The organism is Pseudomonas sp. EL_65y_Pfl1_R83 (genome assembly GCF_963970695.1).
Lineage (GTDB): Bacteria > Pseudomonadota > Gammaproteobacteria > Pseudomonadales > Pseudomonadaceae > Aquipseudomonas > Aquipseudomonas tritici.
This window is the reverse complement of the sequence record NZ_CAXAQI010000007.1, coordinates 95,786-113,229: the sequence shown is the minus strand read 5'-3', so window position 1 is coordinate 113,229 and position 17,444 is coordinate 95,786. Positions and strand designations below refer to the sequence as shown.

The 17,444-nt window shown below is 61.7% G+C and carries 17 protein-coding genes and 2 pseudogenes; 2 read left to right on the top strand and 17 right to left on the bottom strand.

The genetic code is table 11. The annotated features are described in order from the left end of the window. The first annotated feature begins 3 nt into the window (after positions 1–3). The gene (locus AACY08_RS12495) at positions 4–936 is read left to right on the top strand and encodes a LysR family transcriptional regulator (protein WP_049711133.1); all 933 of its coding nucleotides are present in this window, start codon (positions 4–6) and stop codon (positions 934–936) included. Here AACY08_RS12495 and madM read toward each other — a convergent pair. From madM to AACY08_RS12420, 15 genes and pseudogenes are all read right to left on the bottom strand, one after another. After that, positions 914–1,678, bottom strand: coding sequence for a malonate transporter subunit MadM (gene madM, locus AACY08_RS12490; RefSeq protein WP_049713463.1), 765 nt, complete (start codon positions 1,676–1,678; stop codon positions 914–916). The two genes, AACY08_RS12495 and madM, sit on opposite strands and share 23 nt — an antisense overlap. Before the next feature lie 5 nt (positions 1,679–1,683). Continuing rightward, complete coding sequence (madL, locus tag AACY08_RS12485; RefSeq protein ID WP_339438194.1) at positions 1,684–2,076, bottom strand: malonate transporter subunit MadL; 393 nt, start codon at positions 2,074–2,076, stop codon at positions 1,684–1,686. Positions 2,077–2,143: 67 nt separating this feature from the next. Continuing rightward, a complete protein-coding gene (mdcH, locus tag AACY08_RS12480) occupies positions 2,144–3,043 on the bottom strand; it encodes a malonate decarboxylase subunit epsilon (protein ID WP_339469698.1) in 900 nt (299 codons plus the stop codon). Continuing rightward, positions 3,040–3,636 carry a malonate decarboxylase holo-ACP synthase gene (locus tag AACY08_RS12475; protein ID WP_339469697.1) on the bottom strand — a complete coding sequence of 199 codons (597 nt, stop codon included), beginning with the start codon at positions 3,634–3,636 and terminating at the stop codon, positions 3,040–3,042. Before AACY08_RS12475 ends, mdcH begins: the two co-directional genes overlap by 4 nt. Then, positions 3,630–4,400: a biotin-independent malonate decarboxylase subunit gamma gene (gene mdcE, locus AACY08_RS12470; RefSeq protein ID WP_339469695.1), complete on the bottom strand. Its 771-nt coding sequence runs from the start codon at positions 4,398–4,400 to the stop codon at positions 3,630–3,632. The genes AACY08_RS12475 and mdcE overlap by 7 nt, the downstream gene beginning before the upstream one ends. Then, positions 4,397–5,239, bottom strand: coding sequence for a biotin-independent malonate decarboxylase subunit beta (locus tag AACY08_RS12465; protein ID WP_339469694.1), 843 nt, complete (start codon positions 5,237–5,239; stop codon positions 4,397–4,399). Before AACY08_RS12465 ends, mdcE begins: the two co-directional genes overlap by 4 nt. Then, positions 5,232–5,531 carry a malonate decarboxylase subunit delta gene (locus AACY08_RS12460; RefSeq protein ID WP_339415277.1) on the bottom strand — a complete coding sequence of 100 codons (300 nt, stop codon included), beginning with the start codon at positions 5,529–5,531 and terminating at the stop codon, positions 5,232–5,234. The genes AACY08_RS12465 and AACY08_RS12460 overlap by 8 nt, the downstream gene beginning before the upstream one ends. Then, the gene (locus AACY08_RS12455) at positions 5,531–6,364 is read right to left on the bottom strand and encodes a triphosphoribosyl-dephospho-CoA synthase (RefSeq protein WP_339469692.1); all 834 of its coding nucleotides are present in this window, start codon (positions 6,362–6,364) and stop codon (positions 5,531–5,533) included. The genes AACY08_RS12460 and AACY08_RS12455 overlap by 1 nt, the downstream gene beginning before the upstream one ends. Then, a complete protein-coding gene (gene mdcA, locus AACY08_RS12450; RefSeq protein ID WP_339469690.1) occupies positions 6,365–8,035 on the bottom strand; it encodes a malonate decarboxylase subunit alpha in 1,671 nt (556 codons plus the stop codon). It lies immediately after the preceding gene. Between the two features lie 119 nt (positions 8,036–8,154). Then, positions 8,155–8,877 carry a hypothetical protein gene (locus AACY08_RS12445; protein WP_339469689.1) on the bottom strand — a complete coding sequence of 241 codons (723 nt, stop codon included), beginning with the start codon at positions 8,875–8,877 and terminating at the stop codon, positions 8,155–8,157. A 206-nt stretch (positions 8,878–9,083) separates the two neighbouring features. Then, positions 9,084–9,311: pseudogene (locus AACY08_RS12440) on the bottom strand (hypothetical protein); the annotation flags it as partial. After that, a pseudogene (locus AACY08_RS12435) lies at positions 9,274–9,399 on the bottom strand (transcriptional regulator); the annotation flags it as partial. The pseudogenes AACY08_RS12435 and AACY08_RS12440, both read right to left, overlap by 38 nt. A gap of 44 nt (positions 9,400–9,443) precedes the next feature. Beyond that, positions 9,444–9,683, bottom strand: coding sequence for a DUF6124 family protein (locus tag AACY08_RS12430; protein WP_339415273.1), 240 nt, complete (start codon positions 9,681–9,683; stop codon positions 9,444–9,446). 328 nt (positions 9,684–10,011) lie between these two features. Then, positions 10,012–10,431, bottom strand: coding sequence for a hypothetical protein (locus AACY08_RS12425; protein WP_339469687.1), 420 nt, complete (start codon positions 10,429–10,431; stop codon positions 10,012–10,014). Beyond that, complete coding sequence (locus AACY08_RS12420) at positions 10,409–10,792, bottom strand: polymorphic toxin type 44 domain-containing protein (RefSeq protein ID WP_339415271.1); 384 nt, start codon at positions 10,790–10,792, stop codon at positions 10,409–10,411. Before AACY08_RS12420 ends, AACY08_RS12425 begins: the two co-directional genes overlap by 23 nt. Before the next feature lie 137 nt (positions 10,793–10,929). Between AACY08_RS12420 and AACY08_RS12415 the strand changes: the two genes are divergently transcribed. After that, positions 10,930–11,061, top strand: a complete 132-nt coding sequence (locus tag AACY08_RS12415; protein ID WP_339469837.1) for a hypothetical protein — start codon at positions 10,930–10,932, stop codon at positions 11,059–11,061. A gap of 66 nt (positions 11,062–11,127) precedes the next feature. Here the strand turns inward: AACY08_RS12415 and AACY08_RS12410 are convergent, their stop codons facing one another. Both AACY08_RS12410 and AACY08_RS12405 read right to left on the bottom strand, forming a co-directional pair. Beyond that, positions 11,128–11,583 carry a chemotaxis protein CheW gene (locus AACY08_RS12410; RefSeq protein ID WP_339415270.1) on the bottom strand — a complete coding sequence of 152 codons (456 nt, stop codon included), beginning with the start codon at positions 11,581–11,583 and terminating at the stop codon, positions 11,128–11,130. Next, entirely contained in the window at positions 11,576–17,395 is a 5,820-nt protein-coding gene (locus AACY08_RS12405) for an Hpt domain-containing protein (protein WP_339469685.1), read from the bottom strand. The genes AACY08_RS12410 and AACY08_RS12405 overlap by 8 nt, the downstream gene beginning before the upstream one ends. Positions 17,396–17,444: the final 49 nt, after the last annotated feature.

Sequence of the window (17,444 nt, the reverse complement as noted above, 5' to 3'; positions counted from 1 at the left end):
GCCATGCTGATCGACGAAGAATTCACCCTCAAAAAGCTCGAAATCTTCCTGGCGTTCATGCGCACCGGCAACCTGGCCCGCGCCGCCGCCGAGCTGCAAACCAGTAACGTCAGCGTGCACCGCGCCATCCACTCCCTGGAAAATGCGCTGCGCTGCCCGCTGTTCAAACACGAAGGGCGCAACCTCACCCCGCTGGAAAGCGCCTACGTACTGGAAGAGCGTGCACAGAAACTGGTGGCCGATGTGGTCGACAGTGTACGCCTGACCCGCGAGGCCGCTGGTTTCTCCGCCGAACGCTTCAAGCTCGGCTCGCTGTATTCGCTCACGGTGAAGACCGTGCCACAGCTGATCATGGGCCTGAAAATCCGTCGCAGCGAACTCAACATCGACCTGATCCTGGGCTCCAACTTCGACCTGCTCTACAAGCTCAAGAACATGGAGGTGGACGCGATCCTCATCTCCCTGGATGAGCACGCCAACGACCCCGACTGCGAACAGATCGCGCTGTTTACCGACGACATTTTCCTCGCCACTCCCGCCGAATCACCGTTCGACCGCGAGCAGGAAATTGACCTGGCCGACGTACGCGACGCCACGTTCATCACCCTCACCCAGGGCTTTGCCACCCATCAGGACGGCAACCGGGTGTTCAAGCAGGCGGGGTTCGAGCCAAAGGTGGCGATGCAAGTGAATGACATCTTTACGCTGCTGAGCATGGTCAGTTCAGGGGTGGGTTATGCGCTGCTGCCGGGGCGGATTGCGGCGGTGTATGAGAACCGCGTGAAGCTGATACCGCTGCAACCACGGTATCGGTTGCAGCAGCAGATTGGCGTGGTGTTCTTGAAGGCCAAGGAGCGCGACCCTAACTTGCTCGCGCTGTTGGCGGAGTGTCGGATGTATGCCAATCGGGGCGCTAACCCACCAACCCGCGCATGATCAGAAACAACAGCGAAGGCCCCAACAAACAGCCCAACGCGGTATAAAACGCCGCGGTCAGGCAACCGTAAGGCACCAGTTTCGGGTCGGTTGCCGCCAAGCCGCCAGCCACACCACTGGAGGTGCCCATGAGCCCGCCGAAAATCACCGCGCTGCGCGGATTATTCAGGCCGATAAGCGGGGCAACGAACGGCGTCATCACCATCACCAGAATGGCCTTGATCAACCCGGCGGCAATCGACAGCGCCATCACTTCGGAACTGGCGCCAATCGCCGCACCGGTCACCGGGCCGACAATGTACGTCACGGCGCCGGCGCCGATGGTGGTCAGGCTCACGGCATCGGTGTAGCCAAACGCCATGGCCACCCCGACGCCCGCGATGAACGATGATCCCACGCCCACGAACAACGCCAATACCCCGACGTATCCTGCCCGTTTCAGCTCATCGACACTCACGCCAAACGCCGTGGCAACAATGGCAAAGTCGCGCAGCATCGCCCCGCCCAGCAGGCCAATACCCGACAACAACGGAATATCCACCACCCCCTTGGAGCCACCGGTAAACGCACCGCCCACGTAAGACAGCACCAGCCCCAACAAAATAGCGATGGCCGAGCCGTGCAGGCGGCCTTTGGTGAAGGTGTCGGAGATCCAGTAAGAGACCCACATGGTCAGCCCGATTACCGCAAAGCCACTGATCAGGCCGTAGCCAGTGATCACTTTCATCATCGATTCGTACATGGCAATCACCCGGCTTCTTTGGTGGGGACAACCGCGCTTGGCTCACGGTTGCCGATACGCATCAGCACTGGCACCAGGGCAAAGCCCAGCACCACCGCGAATGTCCCAGCCAGAATCGCCATTGGGCCGCCACTGATTGCACCGTAGACGTTTTGCTGGGCAGCCATGGCCACCACGATCGGGATATAAATGGCCGCCCAGAAGCTCACGCCCTGCTCCGATTTACCGGTAAACAAGCCGCGCTTGGCGAGGTAACTGCCCAGCCCGATCAACAGCAACATGGCGATACCCACCCCGCCGACGTTGGCCGGAATGCCCATCCATTTGCCCAGCAGTTCACCGACGAACAGGCCGGCCAACGTACAGAGCGCCAAAAACGCCACACCGTAAATAATCATTGTTGTTGTCCTCAAAGTGCTCGATCGAAATTGTTGTTTTTGTGCTTCGACAGCCTTGGGTGGTGCTTTATCGGTGGCGGCGTTCCTCCTCTTGCAGCAAGGCTTGCAAGGTATCCAGGCGGGCGCCTTCATAGGCGATCACCGTGCCTTGTTCAAACACGCGGCGCGACAAGCCGGTGAGCACGGCGCCCGGGGGCAGTTCGATCTGCAGGCGTACGCCGCGCTCATAGGCGCTTTGCACGGTGCCGCGCCAGTCGACGACGCGGCACATATTGAAGGCCAGGTCATCGCGTAGCTGTTCCGGGTTGTGGATAGGCCGCGCGCGGGTGCTGCTCAGGTAGGTGATGCGTGGCGCCTTGAGCGTAACGAATGCCTCGGCCAGTACCCGGGCCGGTTGCTCCAGCAACGCGCAATGCGACGGCACACTGACGGCCAGGCGTTTGGCGATGCCGTTGCCTTTAATGCGGCTGGCGACCTGCTTCATGGCGTCGTCGCTCCCAGCGATCACGGTTTGGTTGTCGGCGTTGATATTGGCCAGGTACACCGGGGTTTCGGGGCTGTGGATATCGGCCAACAGATGGTCGACTGTGGAAAACTCCGGGCCAATCAGGGCGGTCATTCCGTAGCCCTGTGGATAAGCGTTTTGCATCAGCTCACCGCGCAGGCTGACCAGTTTGATTGCGTCGCTGAAGTCCAGCGCGCCTGCGATCACCGCCGCCGGATAGGCACCGATAGACAGGCCCGCAACATAATCCGGTGTGTGTTGCAGCAGGCGCGCATAGGCCACGCCAGCGATCAACAGGCAAAGCTGAACGGCGCGGGTATTCGCCAGGGCTTGCGCCGAATCCAAGGCGCGAACGTCCTCACCCAAGGCATCGCTGGCTTGCTCCAACACAGCGGCCGGCAACGCCTGGAGCATGCCTGGGCGTTGGGCGCCCTGGCCGGGGAACACGAGAAGGCTGCTCATGCCACGGCCTGCCATGGATCAAGCACGAGGTGCGCACCGCTGACGGTTTTGAGCAGCACACGGCGCGACCCGCTCGCCCATTCGCGCAAGGCGACTGCACCGAAAGGGGTTTGCAGTTGCAGGTCCACGGCACACTCCGCAGTGTCGAGAATCGCCAGCAGATCCTCAGCATCACCTCGCGCCAATGGCTCGGGCGTGCGCAAAATCAAATCCAGGTCGCTCAGGGCATGCAGCGCTTCAATACCCGTGGCCAGTTCGAAACCTGCGCTGCCAGTGACGCCCCAGGTTTCGTTCGCCAGTACCGTCTGCAGCGACGCAAGTGCTCGCAATGCGGGCAAGTTCCGTGGCGACACCACGCCGCACAAAGCTTCCGGAACTACGCGCCGCTGCAGCGCAGCGATGGGCATCTCGGCGGCAAGCCGCTGCTCACGCACACGCCCGCGCACACCCACTGCAACCAGGCCCGGCTGGGTAATGGCGCGACGCACCACCACCGGGTGACCGGCGCCGATCACCTCCACCGCCCAGGCCGGTGCATCAGCGGGCAGGTGGGCCGGGGTCATGCCCCAGAGCAGGTCGTGCGCGTTCACCATTGTTCCCGCAGCAGTTGCCGAACATGGCTGGACGCAGCGCGATTGGTTGCACCGAGACGCCCGCTCAAATCACTCCCCCCGATAGCCTTGATCGCACTCACCAGGCAATCGCTGACCCGCGCCACGTCCTCCGACGTGGGCTGTTCAATCTGGCTGACCGACAAGGTCTCCCACAACAAACCAAGGCTGGCATAACTGTCGATGTCATACGCCATCGGCGGTACGCTGGCGGCCAGGGCTTCCAGTTCTTCGACACTGCGCAGGGTCACCCGCGCCGCCGAGGCCTTGCCCATGGCGTGCACCATCACACCGGGGTCGCGCAGGGCGATCAGGCGGTTGGCCTGATAGCCGTGCGCGAGGAATGCTCCGGACATCGCCTTGCCCACCAGCAGCGCAATCACCGGATGCCCGGCCAGTCGGGCGCGGGCGTAGCTGTCGGCGGCGGCGGCCAGGGCCTGGTGGATGCCGAGGGCTTCTTCGCGACGGCCGTAGGCTTGGCTCGGCACATCGACGATAGCGATCAGCGGGCGCTTGTCGCCCTTCTCGATGGCTTCATCCACCGCTTTAGCGAGCCCCCAACCTTCCAGCAACCCGACTTCGCCACTGCGTGCGCGGGGGAAGCGATTGTGTTCGTCGGTGACCACGGCCAGAAATCGCACGGCGTGTTCGCCCACTACGCCGTCGGCCACTTTCAGAGAATCCGGCAAACCCGCAACAGGCGTCGCGCCGACGCTCAATGCATTGAACCACTGCAAGCCTCTCATGAGCGTTCTCCTTGATACAGCTCGCGCACCGTCGCCGGTTCGATTTGCGGCGTGGTATCCAATTCGGCCAGGCGCGCCAGGTAATAGTCGGCCTGACGGCTGCGTTGCCGGGCGGGCAGGCCTTGTTGCAGCAGTGCGCTGACGGTCTGCTGAATCTGCGCCACATCGTCTGCCACATAACGGTCGGCCAGGCCGCTGTTGAAGCGCTGCTCACCGCCGGTAAGGCTCCAGATGAAAGGCCGGTCGCGGGAGTCGTATTCTTCCAGGCCGGCTTCCTGCTCGATCACTTGCGGGCCATTCAGGCCCAGGCGCGCTTCACGGGTGACAACGAGGTAACTGCACAGCCCGGCCGCAATCGACATACCGCCAAAGCAACCGACACTGCCCGCCACCACGCCGATTACCGGCTTGTATTGGCGCAGATCGACGATCGCTGCATGGATATCCGCAATCGCCGCCAGGCCCAGGTTGGCCTCCTGCAAGCGCACGCCACCGGTCTCCAGCAGCAGAACTGCGCGGGTGGGAATGCCCTTGCGATTGTCTTCAGCCGCCAGCTCCAGAGCGCCGGCGATTTTTGCACCGCCGACTTCACCCAGGCTGCCGCCCTGGAAATTGCCCTCAATCGCCGCGATCACCACAGGCAAGCCAGCGATGCTGCCCTTGGCGATCACCACGCCGTCATCGGCTTGCGGCACCACGCCTTGACGGCTGAGCCACGGCGACATAACGCGCTGGAACGGATCGATCAATTCACGATAGGAACCTGCATCCAGCAGCGCCTTCGCCCGCTGCCGCGCACCCAATTCAACAAAGCTGTGTTTAGCGAGCAAGTCAGTCATGACCCACCTCCTCAAAGCCTTGTTCCAGACGCAAACGCACCACGCCAGGGGTCGCGCCGAAATCGTGGATATCAATCTTCAACGCCGGTGGCGTCTGCTCCTGGAAGATGCGTTCGAACAGATGCTGCCAGCGGTGCTCGGCGCCATTCACCGAGGTCTGCACCTGGATGGTCAGCGTGCCCGGCGTGCCTGGTTCCAGCAGCACTTCCAGGTCGCCCGAGCCGACACAACCCACCAGCGCGCGGCCTTTTGGCGGCTGCCCGGCGGGGAATTCAAAGGATAAGGTTTCCATCACAACGCTCCGTCGAGGCGATCGATAAACAGGCAGGCGGCCAACAGGTCAGCAGCACCACCGGGGGAGGCATTCAGGGCCAGCAACTGGTTGTCCAGTTCGTGCAAGCTGCGACGCCCAGCGAGGCTTGCGCTGCCACCGGCGTCCAACACCGCTTGAGCGCCTTTTTGCATGGCGTTCAGCCCCTCGATACCCGCGCGGTAGAGCACACAGGTGTCGGCCAGGTCAGTCATGATCGCGAGCAACGCATCCAGGCGAGCGTTCTGTTCGCCGGTATTTTGCTGGCGGCTTTTGCGCAGTTGCGGCAGGCCACGTTGCATCACGGAAGGGAATCCAAGTTGCGCTTCCTCGCGGGCGCCGCGTGCGCCGTAGCGTTGGGCTACCTGGGCGCCGTGGCTCATGGGCTGGGGCGCGAAGCGGTCGTTGAGCAAGGCTAATCTGGCTGCGGTCAGCGTTATGGAGCGTGGTTGCAGGGCTGCCGCTGCGGTCAGCAAGCCAAGGGCCCAGATCGCACCACGATGGGTATTCACGCCGTCGGTGGTAGCGAGCATCGCCAACTCCCCTTCACGGCCAATGCGCCCGAGCGCTTCGCGCAGGGGCAAACCGACCTCACCGAATTCGATAGCCGCTTGCGCCATTTCCTTGAACATAGGCCACAGCGACAGCGCCGAAGCATGCATCAGGCCCAAGTGCAAATCGCTGTGGGCGCCGTTACCACGCCGGTCGACCAACGCAGGTTTTGGCGACAAGTCAGCCTCATCAATCAGCGCATCGACGGCCATATCCGCCAGGCGTTCAGCCAGGCTCAGTTCATGCAGTTTGAGGGCGCGCATTTACCAGCTCCTGAACTTGGCGGGCGGGTTGTACAGGCCACCGGACCACTCCACCAAGTCAGCCACGCTTTTGGCGGCCAGCAACTCGCGGGTGGCGTCGGTGCGACGGATGCCTAAGTCTTCGGGCAAGGCGATCAAGCCTTCGCGGCGCATGCGTGCGGTGTCCTTGGGGTTGTGGCGCATGCCAATGGCGGTCACCCCGGCGACGGCGGCGATCATCGCCTGGCGCTCCTCAAGGGACCGTGCCTTGTACAGGTAGGCGATGCCTTCTTCGGTGAGCAGGTGAGTCACGTCGTCGCCGTAGATCATGATCGGTGCCAGCGGCATCCCGCTTTTGCGCGCCACTTCCACCGCGTCGAGGGTGTCGACGAAGGTCGGTTTACCGCCTTCCTGAAAGGTCTCGACCATTTGCACGACAAGCTTTTTGCCACGTTCGAGCAACGCTTCGGGGGCGTCGCCGTGGCGCATATCGAGCCAGGCTGGCGTGCCATGGCGGCGGCCGCGCGGGTCGTGGCCCATGTTCGGCGCGCCACCAAAACCGGCGAGACGGCCACGGGTCACGGTAGAGGAATGGCCGTCACCGTCGACTTGCAGGGTGGCGCCGATAAACAGGTCCACCGCGTACTGGCCCGCCAACTGGCAGAACATCCGGTTGGAGCGCATCGAGCCGTCGCGGCCAGTGAAGAAAATGTCTGGCCGTGCGGCGATGTAGTTCTCCATGCCCAGTTCGGTGCCGAAGCAATGCACGCTTTCTACCCAGCCGCTTTCGATGGCGGGGATCAGGGTTGGGTGCGGGTTGAGGGTCCAGTTGCGGCAGATCTTGCCCTTCAGGCCGAGTGATTCGCCGTAGGTGGGCAAGATCAATTCGATGGCGGCGGTGTTGAAGCCGATGCCATGGTTGAGCGACTGCACATTGTGTTTTTCGTAGATGCCGCGGATCGCCATCATCGCCATCAGTACGTGGACCGGCTTGATATGGCGCGGGTCGCGGGTGAACAAAGGCTCGATGTAGAAGGGTTTGTCGGCCACCACCACAAAATCCACCCAGCTCGCCGGGATATCGACACGGGGCAAGTCGGTGACGTCGTCGACCAACTGGTTGACCTGCACGATGACAATGCCATCGCTAAAGGCAGCGGGTTCAATCAACGCCGGGGTGTCTTCGGTGCTGGCGCCCGTGTAGATATTGCCGGCGCGGTCGGCCATGAAACCGGCGGAGAGCACCACGTTGGGGATCAGGTCCACCACCAGCCGTGCGTAGAGTTCGATGTAAGTGTGGATTGCGCCGATTTCCAGCAGGCCGTCTTCCAGCAACTGGCTGATGCGCAGGGATTGGGTGCCGGCGAAGGAGAAATCGAGCTTGCGAGCGATACCCTTTTCAAACAGGTCCAGGTGCTCGGAACGGCCGACACTGGGCATGATCATGTGCAAATCGTGGAGTTTGGCGGGATCGGCCTTGGCCAGGGAGCGCGAGAGGAAGTCGGCTTGCTTTTGGTTGTTGCCTTCCAGCACGACGCGGTCGCCGGGGAGGATCAGCGCTTCGAGCGCCTCCACGATCTTGTCGCTGGGCAGCACGGCCCCGTCTGCGTACTTTTTGACCAGCCCGAGCCGCCGCTGCTTCTCGTCGCGCCGCCGCGTCCAGCGCGAGTCGGGGTTTTTTGTTGTTGTCATGGTCGCTCCACGGATTTGCTGTCGTGGGCTTACCTTAGGAGCGATCGAGGGGGCCATCAATCAAGCTGGACGTTGGACTGTTACGCTTGGGTTAATGATGACTCAATCAACACGCGCGTTCAGACCCTGCGCCATTCGCTGCGATGGAACCATAGGGTCCTGAAAAACGCCAACGCCGCAAAAACGTGCAACCCCGACACGGCCGCCCAACTCCAATCCCACATCCCTGACAGCGCCTGCGCGTAAACCGGTAACAGCAGCACGAGCAACACCACCAGCGCACAAGCACCCACTTGCTCCCAGTTTCTCAAGCGACTGGGGCGGGACGCTATCGCGTAACCCAACAATGCGCCCAGACACACAATCAGCAGGCTCAGCAGGTCATGCTCGCCGAGCGGAGGCCACCCCAGCAGGTTGAGCGGAAGGCAGACCGCGAACAGGGTGAACGAGCAGATCGCGACATACACAAAAGCGTACTCAAGCGCATCCAGCAGACGATCACGGATAAACCCACGAGCCTGTTTATCCTCTTCCGGTGTGGGTCCTTGGGAAATCGCCACCGCCAGCAGACCCGACCCGAGACCGCCCAGGGTCATGACCACGAAATTGCTCACAACGCCTTTGATTGCCTTATCGGCACCGATCAGCTTGAGGCTTTCGAGGTACACCAGAATAAACACCGCGCCTGCGGTGGCAATCATGAAGCCCCACAGCTTCCCGCGGTTGGACTGCACGTTCATGGTTACCACCGCAGTGAACACCAGCACGCCAAACCACATCAGCAGCGTGCCGGTAAAACGGTTGAGGTTGTAGAGCCAGGCAAACCCATCCAAAAGCCACATTGCGTCGATACTTCTGTCGAAAAACTCCATTGGCTATCGGCAGTGGGGCGAGGATCTTTACGATGGGGCGAGCAAGTGATCCGCGACTCGCCGCAATTCCCCAGGACGCCCCCTCCAACGTTCTGACCGATTCATTCTCACTGATAGCTGGCCAACAGGTCCTCCACGTTTCCCTGCAGTGTGGTCGTGCTGTCAATCAACTGGCAACGTTTGTCCGAGCGATACCCTTGCAAGCGCAAGGCCGTAAGGGCGATAGCATGAGCAGCGTTGTCAGCCAGGTCAAAACGACTGGCGAATGATCACTGTGGATTGCCGGCATCCTTCAACCGATCCCGGGCTGAACGCATCAGCCCATCACACTCTTTGCGATCCGGCGGCTCAGCCTTCAAGCCGCCGCTACGTTGCAGATTCTCCCGGTTTGCCTTGCTGTCCATCCGTGGGTTCCAATGGGTTGCCCCCAATCAGATTGATCTTGTCCTGCTGCACGACCCGCTGCACAAAACTGTTCCCGGCATTCCATTTGCTCGGTGGCGCTTGTTAACGATCAGTCCCTATTTGAGACCGCTTTAAGATTCCGGCGATGGGCTGACGTGCTCCAACGCTCTATCAACCAACAACTGCCCCAACGCTGCCATTTGCTGGATTCCGAGCATGATTGCGCGCTGGGAGGTGTCCAGGTCGAAGGCCAAGTTGCAGGTGAGTGCGCTCAGGGAGGACAGGGTCTCGCTGGCGTTAACCAGCAGGGTTTCGGTGTCTTGGTGGGGCGTTACGGTGAAAAGGGGCGGATTGGGGGTAGGTTTGACCATGATGAATCTCCTAAACAGTGAGTAAGGAGCGCCACCGTTCGCTTGCACGCGAATGAGGGTGGCGACCGTGCGCAGGTGTGCAAGACCGGGCCTGTTTAGGACACCCAGCAGGTCCGAAGACCTCCTGCGCGCAGCCGCCATAAAGCAGCGAGCACAAACAACGCCCGTTGGTTGGCTGGGCGTTTGTACGCCTAAACAGTTTCGTCGGACTTGCACGTCCGTGTCACCGTTTTTTGCGATGACGGGACGAAGACTAGGCGCGCTGGCTGCACGCGACAAGTTCATGCACTGCCCAAAATCTTGCGGGAAAAATCCGAAGCCGGCCGGCCTACAACTTCATGTCGATGCTCACAGCCCCCAAACCTTCAAGCGGATAGCTGCGGTACTCATAAACCTCCCCACGGACAATGAGGTGGATGACGCCATCCACCCGAGTCACTTGGACATCAGGCTCTTTGGTTTTCAAAAAGGGATGTGCCGAAACCAGCGCTGTCAGTATTTCCCGATCACTACCTAAGTCCTTATAAACGTAGTACCTGTAGGAAAACCCCACTGTCGCGCCGCCCTGACCGTCACGTGCTCCATAAATTGAGCTGCCGTTGCCTAAGGAGTGTTTCAAAACCACTTCGTCCAAATCCGGGGTACCGGATGACATGATCCAATTGCCCCCGATATAAATCAGGCAGGCCACCAGCAGGCAGTTGCGCAGGACCGGCAAGAGGCTCTTAGTAGCCCTGAGAAATTGCATACTCGATACCTCTCCTTATCCAATATTGATCTCGAGGATCATCGCCAAAAGGGTCACCGCCCCACCATGAGCCAAATTCCGGCTTGGTGGTTTTTGCGAATGTTTGAGCGACACCTGCTGCCCGTAACAGAACATGCTCGGGAATGCCCAGCACCGTGCCTGTAGCACCGTAATTGAAGTTACCAAAAGCTTCGTACTGACGCCCTCGCTTCTTGTAGTTCCATGGGCCGGCAGCCCTGACCTGTGAGTAAAACCAGGAATAAGCGAATGCGGAGCCTGACTGGAGATGAGTGCCCTTGCACTTGGCTGTCGCCATATTTTCGAGAAGTGAAACACCCGGCGGCATTAACGGTACGGCCATTTGCGAATCCTTGCTGGCAGTGAGGAGTGCAGAAACTAGCCACTCCACTGCGGCCTGAAAACCCGCCTATTCCAAACTCAGAACTCGCTTACAGTAACTCCATCCTATTCCGACATATCGCCCAGTAATGGTTGTCGATGCAAAGTGCCTATGACTTATGGCAGGCCGAGCATCGGGAGCAGCCAGTGATTGAGCGGTTTGCGCGGATTGTGCTCAGCGTGGGAGCTGGCTTGCCTGCGATGGCGGTGGGTCAGTTGGCTTATGTGTGAGTGACACCCCGCTATCGCAGGCAAGCCAGCTCCCACAGTTGGTCTCGTTGAATTGGAGAATAGTGCTCAGGCTAATCCGGATTCGACCAGCAACGCTTCCAACCCCATGAGGTCCGGCACCTTCGCCACATGCTCCCCCACTTGCACCGCCGCCAGCTCCAGCGGGCACAGCGGCACATCCACGTAGCTCAATTCGCTGTCGAGCTTGTACGACCTTGGAATGCCCTGGATCACCAGCGCAATAAACTTCAACGTCGGCCGCCCACCCAACGCATTCAGCACCACGATCCGCGAGCGTGCGCCGGTCACACTCGCTTCGCCGCACACCGCTTCAAAGCTGATCAACGGGATTTGCCGATCGCGCCACGTCACTTGCCGCAGATACCACGGCGGCGCATCGCTGGCCGGTTCGCCGCGTTGGAAGTCGATCAACTCGGCGATGGCGACGTTGGGTAGCACCAGGTGACGATCGGCCAGGGGCAGCAACAGGCCGGTGAGTTGGCGGGTGCGGTGGTCAAGCATGGGACTTGCTCCAATAGGCGATGCTTTCCAGCAGCACCGACTCTTGATACGGCTTGCCGAGGTAGTCATTCACGCCGATGGCCATGGCGCGGTCGCGGTGTTTCTGGCCGGTGCGCGAGGTGATCATGATGATCGGCAGGCGCATCAGCCGCGGGTCGGCGCGCACCTGGGTCGCCACTTCGAAGCCGTCCATGCGCGGCATTTCGATGTCGAGCAGCATCAGGTCCGGGGTGTGTTCTTCAAGCACAGCGAGCGCGTCGATGCCGTCTTTGGCGGTGAGCACGTTGATGCCGTTGCGCTCCAGCAGGCGACTGGTGACTTTGCGCACGGTGACCGAATCGTCCACCACCAACACCAGCAGCGGGCGCTTTTTCAGGGGATCGTTGAGAATCAGCGGCACATCAGCCGCTTGAGCCGGCAAAGCGGGCTGGCGGGCGCGGATAGGTGCCAGCAAGTCGATGATCAGTACCACACGCCCATCGCCCAGAATCGTCGCGCCGGACAAGCCCTGCACACCCGCAAACTGCGGGCCCAGGCCCTTGACCACGATTTCCCGCGTACCGGCCATGGCGTCCACATGGATGGCAACGCGCCGCTCATTGCACTGCACCAACAGCACCGGCACGGGCTGGTACTGGCCCAGCAGTTTCGGGCGGCTGACGGTCTGCAACAAGTCACCGAGATAGAACAGCTCGTGGCGCTGGCCGGCGTACTCATAACACGGCGGATCCTGCTGATAGTGCCCGGCCAACTCATGCGGCAGCACGCGCACCAGGCCTTCGATGGTGTTGAGCGGAATCGCGTATTGATCGTCCGCACACTGCACCATCAGCGCGCGGTTGACCGACACGGTAAACGGCAAGCGAATGCGGAAATGCACACCCTCGCCCGGCGTCGAGTCAATGAACATTGAGCCACCTAACTGACGCACCTCCTCATGCACCACGTCCATGCCCACGCCGCGTCCGGAAATCTGGGTGATCTTCTCCGCCGTGGAGAACCCAGGTTGCAGGATGAACTGCAACACGTCGCGGTCGCTGATCTCTTGATTGGGGTCGAGCAAGCCACGCTTGATCGCCTTGCGCCGCACCGCTTCCAGCGGCACACCGGCACCGTCGTCACGCATGTCGAAGACAATGTCGCCGCCTTCATGGGTCAGGTCCAGGGTGATGCGCCCCTTTTCCGGCTTACCGGCCAGCAGCCGTACATCGCGGGATTCCAGGCCATGGTCGACGGCGTTGCGCAGCATGTGTTCCAGCGGCGCCGCCATGCGCTCCAGCACGTTGCGGTCCATCTCGCCCTCGGCATTGCCGACGATGAACTCCACGTCTTTGCCCAACTCGCCCGCTACCTGGCGCACGATGCGCTTGAGGCGCGGCAGCATGCGTTCGAACGGCACCATGCGCGTGCGCATCAGGCCTTCTTGCAACTCGGTGTTAATGCGTGCCTGTTGCTGCAACAGGTCGTGCGCATCCTCGTTGCGGCGCTCAAGGGTGTCCTTGAGGTCCAGCAGGTCGGAGGCGGATTCGGACAGCGCACGGGACAGCTGCTGCAACTGCGAATGGCGGTCCATTTCCAGCGGGTCGAATTCTTCGTAGCCCAGGCGTTCGGCCTCGGCCTGTTGGCGGCTGAGGATGCGGCCCTGGGTTTCGGTGTCGAGACGGCGCAGTTGGTCGCGCATGCGTTCGATGGTGGTTTCCACTTCCGTCAGGGCGATGCGTGCGTCGTTGACTTGCTGCTCGATTCGGCCACGGAAGATCGAGGTTTCACCGGCCAGATTGACCAGGTCGTCGAGCAGCTCGGCGGAGATTTTCACCATGTCGGCAGCCGGGTCGACGACTGCTTCCGTCTTGCCGACTGGCAACGCCACTGGTGTTACCGGCTCTACGCTTGGGTGCAACAGGCTTTTGATGCGCTCGATGAGTTTGTCCACCGAGCCTACAGGCAGGCCATCCGCCACAGCGTCGATCATCTGCGCCAGGCGGTCATGGCAACCTTGCAGCAACGCGAACAGCTCCGCAGAGGGCGCGATCAAGCCGGCGGACAGGCCCTCGTAGAGAAATTCCAGCTCGTGGGCCAAATCGCCAATGGGCGCAATTTCGACCATGCGCGCGCCGCCCTTGAGGGTGTGCAAGTCGCGCAGCAGGGTTTCCACTTCCTGTCGATTGCCGGGCTCGGCCTGCCAGCGCAGCAATGCGCTGCCTGAGCTGTCGAGAATGTCAGCGGCTTCTTCGAGGAAAATATCCAGTAATTCAGGATCAGCGCCCGACGCTTGGGGCGCCTCGGCCGGTGCGGAAGGCGTGCTGTTCTGACGGAATTCACGTAACGCGGCGATCAGCTCATTGGCATCGCTCAGGGGTTGGTGCTGTTGCAGTTCTTCAAGCTGCAAGGCCAGCCGCTCATGACTGGCCATCAGCAACAGGGACAGCTCGGTGGAGTAACTGTAGCGGCGGTCCACCAGCCCTTCGTACAGGCATTCCAACTCAGTGGCCAAGTCGCCCACGGGCCCGATTTCGGCCATGCGCGCACCGCCCTTGAGGGTGTGCAAATCACGCTGCAACGACGACAACGGTGCGGCGCTGTCGGGCGCCAGCAACCAGCGTTTGAGCGACTGCCCGGCGCTGTCGAGGATGTCCACGGCTTCTTCGAGGAATATTTCGACAATCTCGTCGTCTATCGCCGTTTCATGTTCCAACTGCTGTGTGGCGGCGCCCAGCTCGGAAATGCTCAGCGTGCGGCTGCCGTCGCTTTTGATCAGGCCGGTGGCGGACGGATCGAGGGCGTCGTCCAGCAGACCGCGCAGGGCGTGGACCCGTGCCGGCGCCGGGCTGACTTCCTGGCCGGCGGCCAATTGGTCGAGCATGCTGATCAGCGCTTCGTGGGCTTGCTCAGCTTCGTGGAAAAACCGCTCACTGACGGCCAGACTGCTCTCTTCCACGGCGCCATACAGGTCGAGCAGGGCTTCGCAGAGTTCGTCGATGGCGTGCAGGTCGGCAACGTGAGCGCCCTCTCCCAACGTGGTCAATTCGTCCAGCAGCGCGGTGAGCTCCTGGCGCTCGCCGGGGTGTTGTTGCCAGCGGCGCAGCAGGCTTTCGGCGTCGAGCAGGATGTCCATGCCCTGGGCCAGAAAGTTGGCGATCAGTTGCGTGTCACGCTTGATGTGCAGGCCAGTACTCGGCGCGTCGAGCAGTGCTTCGAGCTGGTGATCCAGCAGGCGTTGGGTGCGGCTGATCAGGGCCTCTGCGCCTTTGATAGGCGCCAGGGGATAACTGTTCAAATCACGCAGCCCGCGTTGGAACAGGTCTTCGGCCTCCAGCAATAACTCCACTTCGTCCAGGTCCAGCGGCAGGCGGTGAGCTTTATATTCGCGGGTCAGGTGGTCGAGAGGGCGCGCCAGTTCGGCGATGGGCAACACGCCGGCCATGTAGGCGCTGCCCTTAAGGGTGTGCAAGGCGCGTTGCAGCTCATCGCTGACTTGCAGCGGCACATGCTCGGCAGCCTGTTGCAGGAAGTGGTTGAGGCTGTCCAGATGACTTTGGGCTTCGTTGCGGAAGATCTCCAGCAACATCGGGTCGTGGGACTCTGCGACCGGCGCTTGCGTACCGCTGGCCAAGGCGTGGGCACGCGCAGCCAGGGCGTCGACTTCATCGCGCTGGCGTTGGTCGTCGGTGGCGAAGTCGGCGATCAGCTCCGGCAGCAGGGCCACCGCTTCATCCAGCACCTGTTGCACCTCGGGGCCCAGGACAACACTGCGTTCCAGCACGCGGTTGAGCAAGTTTTCCACGGCCCAGGCCAGCTCGGCCAAGACCAGGGCGCGCACCATGCGGCCACTGCCTTTGAGGGTATGGAAAGCACGGCGCATTTCGCCCTGGGCGGTTTTGTTGGTGCTGTTGGGCAGAGAGCGGTGCAGCGCCTCGAGGACTTCGTCGGTTTCTTCGAGGAAGACTTCGCGCAGTTCATCGTCGATGGGTTCTTCATCGGCCGGTGGCGGCAACAGGCTGCCGGGGCGTTGCAGGGCCGGCGGGTTCAGGCGCGACGTTGGACTGGCCAGTGCATCGAACTGGGACTGGCTCGGCGCGATCTCACCCGAGAGTGCCCCATCCGGTGCAGCCAAGGCTTGGCGCCAGGGCTTCTCGACGGGCAGGTAACCCAGTGCGGCCAGGCCTTGGGTGGCCAGTTCCAGCACCCGTTCGCCGGCGGCGTCCGGGTCTTCGAGCATACGTTCGAGGTAGTACTCCAGGCTGCTGATCACGTCAGCAAAATGCGCAAGCTGCATCTCGGACGGCGGCGCATCGGTGTCCATCAATTGCTCGTCGACGTAATCGGTGCATCCGCGCATCAGGCTCGCCGCGCGGGGCAGCGGGATCATCGCAAGGGCGCCGCGCACCTGACTCAGCAGTTCCGGCAGGGACTCAAGGCGCTGGCGGTCCCAATCGGCTTCGATGCAGTCGATCACCAGTTCCTTGGCTTGCTTGAGGCACTGGCAGGATTCGCGGATCACCAGTTGGTGGATCTGGGTCAGGTCGGTGGTGGGCAGGCGGCTTTCTTCGCGGCTTTCCGGCTCGACGGTACCGACCATGCCGGCCAGCGTGGCTTCGACGTAGAGCAACGCGCCGGCAACGTCCATCAATACGGCATCGTTGGGGTCGCGTTGACCTTGAGCCAGGCTCAGCACCACCGCAAGCTGGTCGATGATGACTTTGCGCGGTTGGCCAAAGCCCAGCACGGCCAAGGTGTCGGCGATCTGCCGCAGCGGCGCGAGCAGCGCATCCAAGTCATTGGTGTGCTGGCGGTCGCTGCGTACGAACAAGTCGAGGCGCTCTTTTACCCGTACCAACTCCTCACACAACGCGCCGAGTACCGAGCCCATCGCATTGCGATCCGGACCGGCCAGGCGGGCGCGCTCGGCGTCGACCACCGCGCTGTCAGGCAAGGCCTCATCCAAACCGTAGCGTTCCTTGAGGCTTTGCATGCGCGGCGTCGGTCGGGTGACCTTGGCGACATAGAACAGCAAGCTCTTGAGTAATTCATCCGGCGCCGGCTGGTTGATCCCACCGATACCCTGGGCCAGCAGGCGTTTGAGCTGTTTGTCGCTGGCCTTGAGCAAGCTGCGCAGGGCCGGGCTGTTGGCGATCACACCGATGAGCATCCCTTCGACCAATGCCGAGGCGACTTGCCACAGCGGCAACAGCGGCGCGCCCTGGCACAACGCTTCAAGACGCGCGAACACTCGCGCCATGTCTTCCAGGTTGCTTGGGCCGTGGTCTTCGCGCAACAAACCCGCCAAGGCGTGTTGCAGCAGTGGGTGCCACTGGCGCAGTTGCTCTTTCAGGTCAGGCGTCGCGCGTTGCGCCAGCGCTTCGTCGGGCAGCGGCGCAATCGACAGCAGTTGCGGACTGAACAGGCTGGTCTCCGACAGCAGGCTTTCGCCGCGTGCGCTGCGCAGGTCGTTGAGCAGCGGCAACACCACCAGCGGCAGATCGCGTCGGGCGCTGTGTACACGCTCCAGATACAGCGGCAATTGGTTGAGGGCCTGTTGCAGCAGGCGGATGCTTTCATCGCGCTGGCTGACGCGCCCGGCTTGCAGGGCCAGGGCAAGTGCTTCGATTTCCTCGGCCAACAGCGCGGCGCCGTAGAACTCGACCATTAGCAACGCGCCATGCACCTGGTGGATGCCAGCCAGGCACTCGCTTATTGCGTCGCCGTCAGTGGTTTCGACATACGCGTCCAGCGCCGAACGGGCCTGTTTCAGGGTTTCGGCAATGTCGCCCTTGACCCATTCGAGGGCCACGTAGTCGTGCCGATCAACCATAACTGCTCCGCTTAGAATTCGTGGGTTGCTTGTCTTGCAGATATCTCAA

Excerpts from the sequence above, each read along its gene's own strand:
- AACY08_RS12495 (WP_049711133.1), top strand. The coding sequence starts at position 4 with ATGCTGATCGACGAAGAATTCACCCTCAAAAAGCTCGAAATCTTCCTG.
- madM (WP_049713463.1), bottom strand. The coding sequence starts at position 1,678 with ATGTACGAATCGATGATGAAAGTGATCACTGGCTACGGCCTGATCAGT.
- madL (WP_339438194.1), bottom strand. The coding sequence starts at position 2,076 with ATGATTATTTACGGTGTGGCGTTTTTGGCGCTCTGTACGTTGGCCGGC.
- mdcH (WP_339469698.1), bottom strand. The coding sequence starts at position 3,043 with ATGAGCAGCCTTCTCGTGTTCCCCGGCCAGGGCGCCCAACGCCCAGGC.
- AACY08_RS12475 (WP_339469697.1), bottom strand. The coding sequence starts at position 3,636 with ATGGTGAACGCGCACGACCTGCTCTGGGGCATGACCCCGGCCCACCTG.
- mdcE (WP_339469695.1), bottom strand. The coding sequence starts at position 4,400 with ATGAGAGGCTTGCAGTGGTTCAATGCATTGAGCGTCGGCGCGACGCCT.
- AACY08_RS12465 (WP_339469694.1), bottom strand. The coding sequence starts at position 5,239 with ATGACTGACTTGCTCGCTAAACACAGCTTTGTTGAATTGGGTGCGCGG.
- AACY08_RS12460 (WP_339415277.1), bottom strand. The coding sequence starts at position 5,531 with ATGGAAACCTTATCCTTTGAATTCCCCGCCGGGCAGCCGCCAAAAGGC.
- AACY08_RS12455 (WP_339469692.1), bottom strand. The coding sequence starts at position 6,364 with ATGCGCGCCCTCAAACTGCATGAACTGAGCCTGGCTGAACGCCTGGCG.
- mdcA (WP_339469690.1), bottom strand. The coding sequence starts at position 8,035 with ATGACAACAACAAAAAACCCCGACTCGCGCTGGACGCGGCGGCGCGAC.
- AACY08_RS12445 (WP_339469689.1), bottom strand. The coding sequence starts at position 8,877 with ATGTGGCTTTTGGATGGGTTTGCCTGGCTCTACAACCTCAACCGTTTT.
- AACY08_RS12430 (WP_339415273.1), bottom strand. The coding sequence starts at position 9,683 with ATGGTCAAACCTACCCCCAATCCGCCCCTTTTCACCGTAACGCCCCAC.
- AACY08_RS12425 (WP_339469687.1), bottom strand. The coding sequence starts at position 10,431 with ATGCAATTTCTCAGGGCTACTAAGAGCCTCTTGCCGGTCCTGCGCAAC.
- AACY08_RS12420 (WP_339415271.1), bottom strand. The coding sequence starts at position 10,792 with ATGGCCGTACCGTTAATGCCGCCGGGTGTTTCACTTCTCGAAAATATG.
- AACY08_RS12415 (WP_339469837.1), top strand. The coding sequence starts at position 10,930 with ATGCAAAGTGCCTATGACTTATGGCAGGCCGAGCATCGGGAGCAGCCA.
- AACY08_RS12410 (WP_339415270.1), bottom strand. The coding sequence starts at position 11,583 with ATGCTTGACCACCGCACCCGCCAACTCACCGGCCTGTTGCTGCCCCTG.
- AACY08_RS12405 (WP_339469685.1), bottom strand. The coding sequence starts at position 17,395 with ATGGTTGATCGGCACGACTACGTGGCCCTCGAATGGGTCAAGGGCGAC.